This window comes from Bilophila wadsworthia ATCC 49260 (assembly GCF_000701705.1).
GTDB lineage: Bacteria > Desulfobacterota > Desulfovibrionia > Desulfovibrionales > Desulfovibrionaceae > Bilophila > Bilophila wadsworthia.
This window is the reverse complement of sequence record NZ_JNJP01000052.1, coordinates 12,979-27,656: the sequence shown is the minus strand read 5'-3', so window position 1 is coordinate 27,656 and position 14,678 is coordinate 12,979. Positions and strand designations below refer to the sequence as shown.

General features: G+C 60.9%; 14 protein-coding genes. 4 read left to right on the top strand and 10 right to left on the bottom strand.

Features of this window, described 5'->3' with window-relative positions; translation table 11 throughout:
* Positions 1-45: 45 nt before the first annotated feature.
* The 8 genes from T370_RS0115295 to lptE all read right to left on the bottom strand — a co-directional run bounded on the left by T370_RS0115295 (position 46) and on the right by lptE (position 7,128).
* Positions 46-726 (bottom strand): energy-coupling factor ABC transporter ATP-binding protein, encoded by a 681-nt coding sequence (locus tag T370_RS0115295; protein ID WP_005026025.1) that lies wholly within the window; start codon positions 724-726, stop codon positions 46-48.
* Positions 723-1,418: an ABC transporter permease gene (locus T370_RS0115290; protein WP_029436235.1), complete on the bottom strand. Its 696-nt coding sequence runs from the start codon at positions 1,416-1,418 to the stop codon at positions 723-725. The genes T370_RS0115295 and T370_RS0115290 overlap by 4 nt, the downstream gene beginning before the upstream one ends.
* Positions 1,419-1,436: 18 nt before the next feature.
* Positions 1,437-1,913: a hypothetical protein gene (locus T370_RS0115285; protein ID WP_029436234.1), complete on the bottom strand. Its 477-nt coding sequence runs from the start codon at positions 1,911-1,913 to the stop codon at positions 1,437-1,439.
* Positions 1,914-1,971: 58 nt separating this feature from the next.
* Positions 1,972-3,147, bottom strand: coding sequence for an MFS transporter (locus T370_RS0115280; RefSeq protein WP_005026029.1), 1,176 nt, complete (start codon positions 3,145-3,147; stop codon positions 1,972-1,974).
* A gap of 556 nt (positions 3,148-3,703) precedes the next feature.
* Positions 3,704-4,384 (bottom strand): phosphoribosylglycinamide formyltransferase, encoded by a 681-nt coding sequence (purN, locus tag T370_RS0115270; protein ID WP_029436232.1) that lies wholly within the window; start codon positions 4,382-4,384, stop codon positions 3,704-3,706.
* 2 nt (positions 4,385-4,386) lie between these two features.
* Positions 4,387-5,913 (bottom strand): uroporphyrinogen-III C-methyltransferase, encoded by a 1,527-nt coding sequence (gene cobA / locus T370_RS0115265; RefSeq protein WP_029436231.1) that lies wholly within the window; start codon positions 5,911-5,913, stop codon positions 4,387-4,389.
* A gap of 198 nt (positions 5,914-6,111) precedes the next feature.
* Positions 6,112-6,441: a hypothetical protein gene (locus T370_RS0115260; RefSeq protein WP_005026035.1), complete on the bottom strand. Its 330-nt coding sequence runs from the start codon at positions 6,439-6,441 to the stop codon at positions 6,112-6,114.
* Positions 6,442-6,543: 102 nt separating this feature from the next.
* Entirely contained in the window at positions 6,544-7,128 is a 585-nt protein-coding gene (lptE, locus tag T370_RS0115255; protein WP_005026037.1) for an LPS assembly lipoprotein LptE, read from the bottom strand.
* A gap of 301 nt (positions 7,129-7,429) precedes the next feature.
* Here lptE and serS point away from each other — a divergent pair, with 301 nt between their 5' ends.
* Positions 7,430-8,704 carry a serine--tRNA ligase gene (serS, locus tag T370_RS0115250; protein ID WP_029436230.1) on the top strand — a complete coding sequence of 425 codons (1,275 nt, stop codon included), beginning with the start codon at positions 7,430-7,432 and terminating at the stop codon, positions 8,702-8,704.
* Between the two features lie 165 nt (positions 8,705-8,869).
* A complete protein-coding gene (gene der / locus T370_RS0115245) occupies positions 8,870-10,228 on the top strand; it encodes a ribosome biogenesis GTPase Der (protein WP_029436229.1) in 1,359 nt (452 codons plus the stop codon).
* Positions 10,229-10,484: 256 nt separating this feature from the next.
* On the opposite strand, the gene aroL is transcribed toward der, so the two are convergent.
* Positions 10,485-10,997, bottom strand: coding sequence for a shikimate kinase AroL (gene aroL, locus T370_RS0115240; RefSeq protein ID WP_029436228.1), 513 nt, complete (start codon positions 10,995-10,997; stop codon positions 10,485-10,487).
* A gap of 326 nt (positions 10,998-11,323) precedes the next feature.
* Between aroL and T370_RS0115235 the strand changes: the two genes are divergently transcribed.
* Positions 11,324-12,067 (top strand): basic amino acid ABC transporter substrate-binding protein, encoded by a 744-nt coding sequence (locus T370_RS0115235; RefSeq protein ID WP_029436227.1) that lies wholly within the window; start codon positions 11,324-11,326, stop codon positions 12,065-12,067.
* 189 nt (positions 12,068-12,256) lie between these two features.
* Here the strand turns inward: T370_RS0115235 and T370_RS0115230 are convergent, their stop codons facing one another.
* Positions 12,257-12,772 carry a nitroreductase family protein gene (locus T370_RS0115230; protein ID WP_005026049.1) on the bottom strand — a complete coding sequence of 172 codons (516 nt, stop codon included), beginning with the start codon at positions 12,770-12,772 and terminating at the stop codon, positions 12,257-12,259.
* 485 nt (positions 12,773-13,257) lie between these two features.
* Here T370_RS0115230 and T370_RS0115225 point away from each other — a divergent pair, with 485 nt between their 5' ends.
* Positions 13,258-14,643, top strand: coding sequence for an FAD-binding oxidoreductase (locus T370_RS0115225; protein WP_005026051.1), 1,386 nt, complete (start codon positions 13,258-13,260; stop codon positions 14,641-14,643).
* Positions 14,644-14,678: the final 35 nt, after the last annotated feature.

Sequence of the window (14,678 nt, the reverse complement as noted above, 5' to 3'; positions counted from 1 at the left end):
AGAAGGGGACCTTTTTAAAGGTCCCCTTCTCCCCTCCCCCGATTTTCACTCCACCAGCTTCCCCTCCCGTAACGTGACGAGGCGGTCGGAGAGCGGCGTGATCCATTCGTGGTCGTGCGAAACGACGACGACGGCGGAACCGGAATCCGCCGCATGACGCGCGGCGAGGGCAATGCGCTCTGCGCTCTGCTGATCCACGCTGGCGGTGGGCTCGTCCATCAAAAGAACCCGGGGGCGCAGGGCCAGACGTGCGGCTAGGGCCACACGCTGGCATTCCCCGCCGGAAAGCTCATGGCGGCGGCGATGCAGGAAAACGGCGGGATCGAGGCCCACGGCAAGGAGAGAGGCAGCGATCCGGTTTTGAAGCTCGGAGGCGTTGCGGATGCCCCGGACGCGCAAACCGTAAGCCACGTTTGAGGCTACGGAACGCGAGAGCAGGTACGGCGTCTGGAGCAGGAGGGTAACCTGACGGCGCAGATGCAGATCGTCGGTCCCGGCGGGCCTGCCTTCGAAAAGCACGGTGCCGCTGTCCGGCGGCTCAAGCAGGGCGATGATGCGGAGCAGGGTGGATTTGCCGCTCCCGTTATGGCCTCGGATGCCCAGAATTTCCCCGGCGCGGATGTCCAGTTCGGAAAGGTTCAGGACGGTGCGGGCGGCATGGGGATCGCTGCTTGCGGGATCGGGATAGTTCCGGACGATGTTTTCCAGATGGAAGAGCGGGGTCATGGGCCCATCCTCCGGCGCAGGGCGGCAAGGCCCATATTCAGGACAAACGCCAGCGCCACGAGCACGATGCCGAGCGCAATGCTGCGGGCATAGTCGCCTTTGCCCGTTTCGAGCGTGATCGCGGTGGTGATGGTCCGGGTGGCCCATTTGATGTTGCCGCCGACCAGCATGGAGATGCCCACCTCCGAAACCACGCGCCCAAAAGCCGTGATGCAGGCCGTGAGCAGGTGGAAACGCAGTTCGCGGACTGTGGAGAACAGCAATTGCCACGGCCCCGCGCCGAGCGTGCGGAGCGTGGGGGCAAGCAGCCTGTCGGCCTGTTCCACGGCGAGGCAGGTGTGGGCGATGACGATGGGGAGGCCGAGCAGGGCCAGCCCGATGGCGATGCCGGGCACGGTGAACAACAGCTCGAAATCGGCGAACGGACCTTGCCGGGCAAGCAGGAGATAGACCAGCAGGCCAAGTACGACAGTGGGGAAAGAGAGGGCCGTATCCACGAGGATGCGGAGCATGTTGCGGCCCGGGAAGCGGGTGTAGCCAAGCAGAAAGCCCAGCGGTACGCCGGGGATGATGCAGCCGAGCATGGCGAGTCCCGAGGTGGACAGCGTGGCCTGAACCGCGGCGAACGTTTCTTCGTCGCCGCTTGCAAGAAGCTGGAAGGCGTCGCTGAATGCCTGCGTGATGACGGTCATGCCCGGCGTATGCTCCGATTACTGGAACAGGTACCCGTATCGGGTAGCGAGGCTGTCGGTTTCTTCAACAAGCTTGGCGGCCAACCCGTTGATTTCATCCGGCGTGACGACGCCGACTTCGCAGGTCAGATAATGGCGCAGGATGTTCTCCGACTGGGAGAAGACCCAGACCACCGCATAGGCCGAGCCCACGCCCGGACGGTCTTTGAATTCAGGCTGGGTGGCGATGAGGATACGGATTTTGGGCGTGTCCTTATCGGTAAGCGAAAACAGGTTGCTGGAATTGAGGGTTTCCTTGACGCGCGTGGCGAGGCGGGAGCCGATGCTGTCGTTGCCTTCGTATTCCACGGCCACCGGCGTATTGCGTTCGGTGATGCGCGTGGGCTTGTCGGGGATGGCGGCGTCGGTTTTGGCCGGAGCGTCAGCGGCGAAGGCGGGGACGGCGGGCAGCAACAGGGCGAGGCCCAAAGCCAGCGAGCGGAGATAGGCGTGCATACAAGTGCCTCCTGAGGGCTTGAATATGGAGATTCTTTAACGTGTTCCTTGTGATGCATCAAGCCTTGGCGGGCGCGTGCAGCCTTATTTCTCTGTCGATGATCTGCACGAGCAGGAGCGAGCAGCCGGAAAGCGCCGCACCGATGAAGAACGGGATTTGGTAACCGAACTCCACCCACAGCCAGCCGCCGAGCGCGGGCACGAAAATGGCGGCGATATGGTTGATGGTCTGAGCCACGGCCATGGTCGGGGCGATGTCCTGCGGTTCGGCTATCTTCTGGAAGAAAGTACGCAGGGCGATGGAGAAATTGAACACGATGTAGTCGATGACGTAGAGTACGCCCGCGACCCACGCGCTGCCCGTGGTGGCGTAGCCGGTGAACACCAGAATGGCGGTGGAATATTCGATGCTGAGGAGCTTGCGCTCGCCGATACGGTTGATGGTCCGCCCGATGAGCGGGTTGAGGAACCAGTTGATCGCATAGTTGATCATGAAGAGGACGGAAACGGTGTTGACCGAGAACCGGAAATGCTCGACCAGCAGGAACAAGGCGAAAACGATGAATATCTGCCTCCGCGCGCCGAGAAAAAGGGTCAGCAGGTAAAACAGCCAATATTTCCTGCGGAAAACCATTTTTTTGCTCTGAATGGGCAGTTCCTTGTTCGTCGGATCGAGGAACAGGCCCCAGACGCCGGTGAACATGCACAGGGCGCCCACGATGAGGAACATCATCGTATACGGCAGAAAATCGGAGCAGAAAAACACGAAGACCGACGCCGCGAGGCTGCCGCCCGCCGCAAGGCCGCGGAGCTTGCCCATAACCACGGGCGTGGTGCGGACATCGAAATACTGGAGGAGCAGGGATTGGTTGACGGCCTCAAAAAAGTGGAAGCCGAAGGACATCAGCAGCGTCGTCAGGATGACGGGCACGAAAGAGGGGAAAAAGCCGGTCAGCGCCGTGCCGAGGCCGGTCGCCAGCGCGGCTACCGCGGCCACCCGGTGCTCTTTCATGACGAGGAGCAGGGGGATGATCAAAAATCCGAGCAGTCCCGGCACTTCGCGCAGCGACTGCACAAGGCCGTTGTCCGCCGCCGAAAGATGGGCGCTTTCCACCGCAAAGTTCGTGTAGAGGAGTGTCCACCCCTGATAGCCGAGCGTCGTACCCAGCGTCAGGAGGAACAGGAAAAAGTACATGCGCGGGTCCGCGCCCTTCGGGGGTTTCGGCGGAAACATGGCTGCATCCTTAAAGGTTGGTGTGGGAAGAGAAAATATTTTGGAGAAAGCCGCGTCGTTCTCAATGCCCGCAAGTCCGAAAGATTCGCCTAACGCCTACGGTCCTTGGAGGGCCGTCCGCCGATTTGTCCCTCTCTTTTTTCAACCCCTTGTCCTTCTAGAATCAAGGGCTGTCACTTCGCGCCCAACTGCTGATTCCGCCAGCTGCACGGGACGGCCGTTTTCAATGGGAAGGAAAAGCTGGCTTTATTCGTCAGGTGCCGTGTTATAACCAGTCGCCGGAGCAGTGTCGACCGTTCTTTTTCGTCCCCTGTGCGTTTTTCAATTCCGGGTATGCCCACGTTCCCCTCTTGGGCTTTCCGGAGCGCTTCATCCCCCCATCCGCCGGGAAGGTTTTGGTCGGCCCGGCCCGCGCTCATCCGGAGTCGGTTTGGAGCCCGCATGGGAAAGCCTTGGGAGCGGGAGGAGCAAGCCGCTCGGGCAGCTTAGGGGGAGAGGGGGCCTTTCTGAAGAAAGGCCCCCTCTCCCCCTAAGCACCATAAGAATCTTCCTTCCTCTAAAAGCCTTCCTCAAGCGGCGGGCTGACGAGCACGCCGGGAGCGGGAGCGGCGAGAGGGCGGGAGCCGGGCAGGAGATGCAGGGAGCGCCCGTCGTCGTCCATCTTGATCCGGTCCTCGGCAAGCCACTGGAGCGCCTGCGGATAGATGCGGTGTTCCTGCGCGTGGATACGGCTCTGGAGATCATCGAGCGGCTCGCCCGCGATGGCGGGCACGGCGGCCTGTATGATCACCTCGCCGTGGTCCATGATCTCGTCGACAAGATGCACGGTGCAGCCCGTGATTTTCACGCCCCATGCCTGCGCGTCCGCCGCGCCGTGGATACCGGGGAAGGAGGGCAGCAGGGCGGGATGGACATTGACCACGCGATGCGGGAACGCGTTCAGGAAGCCCGCCGTCAACATGCGCATGTACCCGGCAAGGGCCACGGTATCCGCCCCCGACTTCAGGATGGCGTCCGCCACCGCCAGATCATAAGCTTCGCGGCTCGGCCACAGCTTGTGATCCATCACGGCGCAGATGATCCCGGCGGCCTTTGCGCGTTCGATAACCTTCGCGCCGGGCCGGTTGCAGATCACAAGGCGTATGTCGGCATCCAGCGCGCCGCGCCGGACGGCGTCGACCATCGCCTGAAAGTTCGTGCCGCTGCCCGAAGCGAGGACGGCGAGTTTCAAGGACATGGTTAGGCTCCCTGTTTTTCGTAATGGGCCGTCAGCGCTTTGACCAGCGCGGGGATGGTGAAGTCCTCGGGCTGGATGTCGCAGGCAAAACCGTACTTGGCGAGCGTTTTGGTGGTCACGGGGCCGATGCTGGCGAACTTCACGCGCTTTTCCTCGGGCTGGTTCCGGATGGTATCGGCGGGGATCTGGGCAAAGAAGTTGTCCACCGTGGACGAGGAGCCGAAGGTCACCGCGTCGAGGGTCCCGGCCTCAAGGCGCTGGAGCACTTCGTCACGGTGAGCGGCGGCGGGCACGGTTTCGTAGACGGGCAGCACGTCGACCTGCGCCCCGGCCTTGCGGAGTTCTTCGGGCAGCACTTCGCGGGCTTCGCGGGCGCGGGGCAGGAGGACTTTCTTGCCGTCCATGCCCAGTCCGATAAGCCCTTCGGCGACGCTTTCCGCAATGTAGGCTTCGGGCACGAAGTCGGGCGCGATGCCGTGGGTGCGCACGGCCTGTGCCGTGGCCGGGCCGATGGCCGCTACCTGCAGGCCGTACAGGGCGCGGGCGTCGAGCCCTTGCGCTTCAAGGCGTTCCCAGAAACATTTGACGCCGTTGGCGGAGGTGAAGATGAGCCAGTCGTATGCGCCGAGATTGCGGACGGCGGCGTCGACGCTGGAGTAGTCTTCGAGCGGCTTGATGTCGATGGTGGGGAACTGGATGACCTCGGCGCCGAGATCGGCAAGCTGCGCGGCAAGCCCGCTGGCTTGTTCGCGGGCGCGGGTCACGACCACGCTGCGGCCGAGCAGGGGCTTCTGCTCAAACCAGTTCAGGCGGTCGCGCAGGGTGACGACCTTGCCCACGATGATGACGGAAGGATTGGTGAAGCCCTGCCTGACGCCTTCCTCGTGGAGCGTCCCGAGGGTGGCGGCGAGGCTGCGGTGCTTCACCGTGGTGCCCCAGTGCACGAGGGCCGCCGGGGTGTCGGGGGAGAGCCCCGCTTCGATGAGGTTCCGGGCGATGTCGGGAAGGTTCTTCATGCCCATGACGAACACGAGGGTGTTCGCGCTGGCGGCGAGGGCCTTCCAGTTGTGGACGGAGCCGGGCTTATCGGGGTTTTCGTGTCCGGTGATGAGCGTTACGGACGAGGAAAAACTGCGGTGCGTCAAGGGGATGCCCGCATAGGCCGGGCCCGCGATGGTGCTGGAGATGCCGGGGACTTCCTCGAACGGCACGCCCGCGTCCAGCAGTTCCTCGGCCTCTTCGCCGCCCCGGCCGAAGATGTAGGGGTCGCCGCCCTTGAGCCGGGCGACGATTTTGCCTTCTTTGGCTTTTTCTATGATGAGCTTGTTGATGCCGTCCTGCGGGAGCGCATGGTTTCCGGCGACCTTGCCGACGTAAATGCGTTCCGCGTCGGGCCGGGCATAGCCGAGCAGGGTGTCGTTGGCGAGGTAGTCATACACGACCACATCGGCCTTTTCGAGAATGTCCTTGCCCTTGATGGTCAGCAGACCGGGGTCGCCGGGTCCGGCGCCGATGAGATAGACTTTCATGCGATCCTCGTTGTTTTCCTGTCTCATCCGGGCGTAATTCCGCGTGTCAGGGAGGCAGGATTGATGAATACGTGTTTGGTGAAAGCGGAGCGGCCGTGCTTGGGCAGCCTGTCCGTCCCGCGGCGGGATGATGCCGCAAGAGGAGAATCCGCGCGCCGACAAAGGTATAGGCAAACGCCGCTGATGAAAAGGGGCACGTCAGTGGCCGGAATAGGCCAGCACGTGGTTGAGCCCCACGGTTTTGACCGTTATTTCCGTGCCGGAAAAGGCCGCGCGCGTCAGCGTCCAGGCTTCCATGTCGATCAGGTCGATTTTACCGGAACTTTCCGCGCAAAGCAAAGGGCGCAGCGCGTCCAGCACATCGTCCAAGGGGAAGAAGACGCCCTCGAAGCTGATGCGGAAAATATCGCCTTCCAGTTCGGTGCATTCGGGAATGTTCCAATCGGACAGCACGGCGCCCACGGCGTCCGCAATGTGCTGGTCGGCGGGGAAAAGATGGCCGTAGGTCTTGCAGGGTTCCTCTCGCATGGCGTCACCGTGACGGGCGGCCCCGTCGTCAGAGGGGAAAACGGAAAAGGGAGAGGAAACGGTTTTCCTCTCCCCTTGTCTTTATTGATGGTGTCTCAGGGATCAGTGGATCTGGCTCTGGATCTTCTTGGCGGCCGGAACCAGCAGGTCCTTGAGCGTGTCGGACAGCAGGCTTTCGATGGCGGAAGCGGACGGGATGAACTGGCGCTCCTGTGTGGAACTCAGGTTTTCGGAATAGAGCACGCCCTTCTTGTTGGAGAGGGCCACCTTGGCCTTGATGGTGCACTGCACGCGGGTCGCGCTCTGTTCCTGCAGCCATACGTCGGTGATGGTGCCGGTCACGATATACGTGGGGTTGGCGGCGCGGGCCTGTTCCAGCGTGGAGGCGAAGGAAACCTGCACGCCCTGGCGTCCGAGTTCGTCGGCGAGCGAGCGGCTGAACCAGTCGGCGATGGTGGAGCTGGCGGTGAATACCGAGCCGTCCTTGCGTTCCCCGATGTACTGGCGGGTCCTTTCGTCATTGAACATGACTACGGCGACGCTGGGCGAACCGGGCAGGGGGAGGACGGCGCTCGTATTCGTGTTATAAATGAGGCGTACGTTGTTGCTCGGGCCGCAGGCGGCGAGGAGCGTCAGTGTGACCAGCGTCAGTGCAAGCGTGACAACGCGACGGATCAGTATGGACATGATGAACCTCCGAAAGGACTGTCTGAAGAATGGAGAATGATACCCCTTTTGCGGGCGGGATGCAATCCGGAGCCGCTAGCCGGGGGTATGCTTCCATTCAGTTGACGGCCAGTTGACGGCGCATACCAACTTGTCTAGACTGGAGGATTCAAAACGGCGGAGCGGAAAGCCTTCCGGCGCGGCATATCGCGGCTGAGAAGGGGGCCCGCCGGATTTTTTGATGCGTTTTGTTCCCTATCCCCGGACGCCGTGCGCGGTCCGGCGGTTTTTCCCTCCATACAGGAAGACAAGGAGCGCTGAAGTGCTGGATCTCAAACTGTTGCAGAAAAATCCCGAAGTGGTGGCCGCCGCTCTTGCGAAGCGCCATTCGCCCCTGAACATGCGTACTTTTGAAGAACTCGACAACAAGCGCCGCGAGCTGCTCGCTCAGGTGGAAGCCCTCAAAGCCGAGCGCAACCGCGCCTCCGCCGAAGTGGCCCGCCTGAAGCGCAACGGGGAAGACGCCGAAGCCTTCATCGCCAGCCTTTCCGATCTTTCTTCCCGCATCAGCGCGCTGGACAGCGCCACCGAAGCGGTGAAGGCCGATCTCGCGGACTGGATGCTTACCGTGCCGAATATCCCGGACGCCTCCGTTCCCGACGGCGTGGACGAGAACGACAATGTGGAAGTGCACCGCTGGGGTACGCCGCGCGAGTTTGATTTCGAAGTGAAGAACCACTGGGATCTGAGCAACGACAACGGCGGCCTCGACTTCGAGCGCGGAGCCAAGCTCGCCGGCAGCCGCTTCACCGTGTCGTGGGGCTGGGCCGCCCGCCTTGAGCGCGCGCTCGTGTGCTTCTATCTGGATTTCCATCATGAGCAGGGCCGCACCGAAATCCTGCCTCCGCTCATGGTCAACCGCAAGACCATGCAGGGCACGGGCCAGCTTCCCAAATTCGAGGAAGATCTCTTCAAGGTTGCGGATTGGGAATACTACCTGATCCCCACCGCCGAAGTGCCGGTGACCAACCTCCACGCCGACGAGATCCTTGACGAGGAAGCCCTGCCGAAGCGGTATTGCTCCCAGACGCCCTGTTTCCGTTCGGAAGCGGGTTCGGCGGGCAAGGACACGCGCGGCTACATCCGCCAGCATCAGTTCACCAAGGTCGAAATGGTGTACATCACGCATCCCGACGACTCCTTCAAGTATCTTGAGGAAATGCGCCGCAGCGCCGAAACCCTGCTGGAACGTCTCGAGCTGCCGTACCGCACCATCACGCTCTGCGCCGGGGATATGGGCTTCTCCGCCTGTAAAACCTACGACGTGGAAGTGTGGCTGCCCGGCCAGCGGACCTACCGCGAGATTTCGTCCTGTTCGAACTGTGTCGATTTCCAGGCCCGCCGCGCGAACATCCGTTTCCGCCCCAAAGGAGGCAAGCCGGAATGGGTGCATACCCTGAACGGTTCCGGCCTGCCCACCGGCCGCTCTCTGGTGGCCATCATGGAAAATTATCAGCAGAAGGACGGCTCCATCGTGGTCCCCAAGGTCCTCGTGCCCTACATGGGCGGTCAGGAAATCATTGAGCCGACGAAATAGTTGCCTTGCACTGAGCGGGGGAGGAGGGCCTTTCTGAAAAAAGGCTTCCCCTCCCCCGTACCCCACCCCTCCCAAGACTTTTGTGTTTGGGGACGGTTCCGTCCCCGAAGTTGTTCTTGCCCGCCGTTGCGGGCGTCACCCGATATCTTTTGATGAGGAAGTCGCATGCTCCCCAAAATCGCTTTGCTTGGCCGTCCCAACGTGGGCAAGTCCACGCTGTTCAATCGGCTTATTCGCAGTAACCGGGCCATCACCCATGACCGTCCGGGCGTCACCCGCGACCGTATGGAAGGCGTGGTGCGTTCTCGGAGCGGGCGTTCCTTCACCCTGATCGACACCGGGGGCGTGACGCTCGACAGCCACCATTCCGTAGCCGACGGCCCCGAAGGGCTGCGCGGGTTCGAGGCGGAAATCCTCCAGCAGACGCAGGCCGCCATGGATGAGGCTTCGGTGTTCTGCCTCGTAGTGGACGGGCGCGACGGCCTGATGCCGTTCGACGAGCACCTTGCCTCGTTCGTGCGCCGGGCCGGGAAGCCGACCCTGCTGGTGGTCAACAAGGTGGACGGCATGGAGCACGAAGACACCATGCTGGCCGAATTCCACGCCCTTGGCTTCCCCATGCTGGCCCTTTCCGCCGAGCACGGGCACAACATCAGGGCGCTCGAAGAGGAAATGGTGGACTTGTTGCCTGTTGAAGACCCCGATGCCGAAGCGAAGCCGGAAAACGTGCTGCGCCTCGCCATGCTCGGGCGTCCCAACGCGGGCAAATCCTCGCTGGTAAACGCCATGATCGGCGAAGATCGCATGATCGTCAGCGATGTGGCCGGGACGACGCGCGACAGCGTGGATATTCCCTTCGTGAGCGACGGGCGGGCCTGCGAGTTCGTGGACACGGCGGGCGTGCGCCGCCGTACGCGCATTACGGATACCGTGGAGCGTTTTTCCGTCAACTCCTCGCTCAAGACCACGACCAAGGCGGACGTGACGCTGTATGTCATCGACGCGCTCGAGGGCGTGACCGCGCAGGACAAGCGGCTCATCGATCTGTTGGACGAGCGCAAGACGCCCTTCATGATTCTGGTGAACAAGATTGACCTTGTGGGCCGCAAGGAACAGGCCGCACTGGAAAAGAACTTTAAGGAAGTGCTCCAGTTCTGCCCGCATGTGCCGGTGCTGATGGTCTCGGCCATGAAGCAGGTGGGCCTTGGGCGCATCGTCCCGCTCGCCGCGCAGATCCGCGAAGAGTGCAACACCCGCATCGGGACCGGCGCGCTCAACCGGGCGATGGAAGAAGTGCTCACGAAACACCAGCCGCCTGTGGTCAAGCGCTCGCGTCCGAAGTTTTTCTATCTCACGCAGGCGGAAGTGGCCCCGCCGACCTTCGTGTTCTTCGTCAGTGACGCCGATCGCGTGTCCGAGACCTATGCCCGCTATCTCGATCGTTCCCTTCGCAAGATTTTCCGCATCGAGCACGCGCCCATCCGTGTCCGCCTGCGTTCTTCGCACAAGAAAAAAAGCGAATAGCCGACAGGAGAAGGATGGCCCATGAGGGCACCTTTTTCTCCGCGTTTCTTCTTGGTCCGCGTAGTCAAGCGGAGCGCCGTTTGGAGCGTTTCCATATCATGTTGACAAAAAGAGCCCTTTCCGCGGAATGGGAAAAGTCCTCCGGAAGTTTTTCCGGGGGACTTTTGTATGCGGGTGGGAAATTCCCTTTTTTCGTTTTCGGAGCCGCTTTTGGGGGAAAGAACGACGTCTTCCGAAGGCTGTATGGGCAAAAAACTTATGGCTTCAGGATTGCCAGAGCCTCGGCCAAGAGTTCTTTGGGCGTGGCGGCGGCATTGAGGATGTGCGTGGCGGTTTCACGATAGAGAGGTTCGCGGGCGGCGAGCACTTCGGCTACCTCTTCCGCAATGGATTTCCCGGTAAGTGTGGGGCGTTGCGCGGCGTTGGGATTGGCCTGCAGGCGGGATGCAAGGACCTCGGCCGGGGCGGAAAGATAGAGCACGATGCCGTTTTCGCGCATGAAGCGGCGGTTTTCCTCCGCAAGCACCATGCCGCCCCCGGTAGCGATGACGGTGCCGGGGGTGGTAACCGCCCGGAGGACGGCGCTCTCGCGTTTGCGGAAACCGTCCCAGCCTTCGCGGGCTACGATGTCAGCTACGGTTTCACCTGTGGTTTCACGCAAATGGATGTCGGTATCCACATAGTTGCAGCCGAGTTGCCGCGCCAAAGCGCCGCCAAAGGTCGTTTTGCCTGCGGCGCGCGCGCCGACGAGATAAATCGTATGGCCCATCAGTTTATCCTTGGGAAAGAAATGCGAACCGGCTTGGAAACATAGATGAACGGTCCCTGACTTGCAACCGGAGGGGGCGGAATCCGGGGAATTTCGTTTCCCGGGGCGGGGCAAGGGCTCGGTGGGGAACGGACTCTGTGCAAAAAAAGCCTGTTTATGGGGAAGTTTCGTGAAGAACGCCGGGATAGGAGGGGGGACGGTGGATTGTACGGGTTACATCTTTCCCTGAAACATGCTAAATCGGGTCATCCGTTGTAAAGGACGGTCCCGTTCCGCCGGTATTGCGGCGTTGCCGGACTGTAATGGTAACACTTTGGAGGATAAACATGTTTCGTACTTTGGCTGTCTCCCTGCTGTCCCTGTTGTTGTGCGCCTCGGTCGCTTTCGCCGAAAAGCCTCTTGTCGTGGCGTCCGACCCCACGTTCCCGCCGAACGAAATGCTGAATAAGGACAAGGAAATCGTAGGATTCTCCATCGACTACATCAAAGCCGTGGGCAAGGAAGCCGGTTTTGACGTGCAGGTCAAGAACATCGCATGGGACGGCATCTTCGCGGCGCTGGCCTCGAATCAGGTGGACGTGATCGCCGCGTCCGTGAGCATCACCGACAAGCGCAAGAAGGCCATGCTGTTCACCGATCCCTACTATGAACTGCATCAGGCCGTGGTCCTGCCGCTCGGCAAGGAAATCAAGGATCTCGAAGAGCTTGCCGGAAAGCGGGTCGGTGGCCAGATCGGCACGACTGCCATGGTGCAGACCATCCCGGCTTCCAAGATCAAGATGATTGTGAAGACCTACGACGAAGTGGGGCTCGCCTTTGAAGACCTCGCCAAGGGCAACCTTGACGCCGTGATGTGTGATGACCCGGTCGCCAAGTATTACGCCAACACCAAGGACGAATACCGCGACAAGTTCCACATCGGCCTCGTGACCGGCGATCCGGAATTCTACGGTTTCGCGCTCCGCAAGAACGATAAGGAACTGGCCCAGAAGCTGAACGCCGGCATCAAGGCCGTTCAGGAAAAGGGCATCGAAAAGCAGATCCTCGAGAAGTGGTTCGGCACCAACTAACCCGCTGACGCAACAAAACCGAGGAGGCTCCTTCCGTGGAAGGCGCCTCCTTTTTTTATGTCGTCATGGGAAGTTTTTTTATAGCGCGCAAGCGGATTCAAGACCCCTGCGGGACAGCCGGCCCCCCCCGCCTCTCAGGCAAGGGAGCAACCCGCTGGGCGGGGCACGGATTTTTCACGAGCAGTGTTCTCAGAACGTTTCGTAGTGGACCTTGGTGAAATCGAGATCCGCATCGGTATACGGTTTCTTCTGCTCGTTCTTGTGGCCGATGGCGACGACGCTGAGGACGCCATAGTGCTCAGGGATGCCAAGCTCCTGCCGGAAAGCCTCTTCGGAAGGCCCGCTGTCGCCTTCGCGCCTCCGAAGCTGGATCCATGTGGAACCGAGCCCGAGTTTCTCCGCCTCAAGCTGGATGAGGATGGATACGATGGAGGCGTCCTCCACCCATACGTCGGATTTCTGGCCGTCGGCGATCACGACAATGGCGAGAGGGGCGGTTCCGAGAGGTGTGGTGCCGTGCTTTTTGTAGGTTTTGAGGCGGGCTATGGTTTCCTTGTTCCGAACGACGATGCATTCGACGGGTTTTTTGCCCATCGACGAAGGAGCGAGCAGGGCGGCCTTGAGCAGGCTGTCGATGTTTTCTTGAGAGACGGGTTCGTCGGTGAATGTGCGGATGCTGCGGCGGTGTTTCAACAGTTCAAGCATGACTGCCTCCTTGCGAATGGGGAAAAACTTTTTGTCATCGTAGCGCAGAGGAAACCGTAAGGGAATTGCTTTTGAGCCGGGCGGAAGGCCGGGGTGGGGATGGATACGGCGTATCGGGATGCCTTCCGCCTCCCGTACGGGGAGACGTGAAAAAAAGATCAAAAATATTGAATAGATTATGCGAGGGAAAGGGAAAACGAACCGTGAAAAGCGTTATTTGTGTTTATTGAAAGAAAAAAGAAATATTTCTTTGCTAATTGCAAAAATATGAAGAGCAAAACGACCTTTTCAGGCAAGAAGCTGCGCTTGGTAATGCAATGAATAAAAAGGGTTGAGCGTTCAATGAATGAAAAAACACGGGCCTTGATCTATACTGTCTGAACTGACTATTCCGTGTTGCCTCAGGGGGAAGGCCGGAACGCAAGCGTGCCTTTCGGCTTTGTTCGCGCCATCGGGTGTCCACGTTTCATGCTGCGGAGAGACTTATGCTAAGCCTTTCGTTCATTAAGGAAATCGAGAAGATCATCGGCCGGGAGAATGTCTTGACGGGCGAGGCGGATCGCCAGAACTACGCGTACGACGCGGCAGTCCTGCCTCCTGTCGTTCCGGGCCTTGTCGTCCGTCCCACACGCACGGACCAGCTTGGGCCGCTGATCCAGAAATGCTATGAGGAAGGCATCCCCATTACTATCCGCGGTTCCGGGACGAACCTGAGCGGCGGGACCATCCCAGACAGTACCGACGCTGTCATTATCCTGACCAACAGCTTGGACAGGATTCTCGAAATCAATGAGGAAGAGATGTACGCGGTGGTTGAGCCCGGCGTGATAACCTGTGACCTTGCGGCCGCAGTGGCGGCCCGCGGGCTGTTTTATCCGCCCGACCCCGGGTCCATGTCCGTCTCCACCATGGGCGGCAACATCGCCGAGAACTCCGGCGGGCTGCGCGGCCTGAAGTACGGCACCACGAAAAAATATGTCATGGGCCTTGAAGTCCTGACTGAAACCGGCGAAATCATGAAGACCGGGGCTTGCGGTCGGGGGTGCGAGTACGGCTACAACCTCACCGAACTGCTCGTCGCCTCGGAAGGTACGCTGGCACTTACCAGCAAGGCCGTCCTCAAACTGGTGACGCCGCCCAAGGCTTCCAAAGCCATGATGGCCATTTTCCCCGAAGTGAAACGCGCCTCGCAGGCCGTCGCCGGGATCATCGCCGCGCATGTTGTCCCCTGTACGCTGGAATTCATGGACAACGCGACCATCAACTATGTTGAGGATTACGTGAATATCGGTCTGCCGCGTGACGCGGCGGCCATCCTGCTCATTGAAGTGGACGGGCACCCGGCGCAGGTCGCCGACGAGGCCGTGAGCGTGGAAAAGGTCCTCAAGGATTCCGGCGCGCTGGAAGTTGTGGTCGCCAAGGATGCCGCGGAAAAGACGCGGATCTGGGAAGCCCGCCGCGTGGCGATCCCCGCTCTGGCCCGCTGCCGTCCCACGCTGATGCTCGAAGACGCGACCGTGCCGCGTTCCAAGATTCCCGCCATGCTCGAGGCGCTCGACAAGATCGCCGCGCGCCATCATGTGACCATCGGTACCTTCGGCCACGCCGGGGACGGCAATCTGCACCCGTCCATCCTCTGCGACAAGCGCGACAAGGAAGAATTCTCCCGAGTGGAGCGGGCCGTTGACGATCTGTTCAATGTGGCGCTGGAGCTTGGTGGCACGTTGTCGGGCGAACACGGCATCGGCACTTCCAAAAAGAAATGGCTTGAACTGGAAACCTCCAAGGGAACCCTTGAGTACATGCGGCGTATGCGCTCCGCTTTCGATCCGAAGAAGCTGCTCAACGCTTCGAAGATCGTTTCCCTCTAGGGTGTTCCGTGACGGTGGACGGCGGCTCTGCGGCC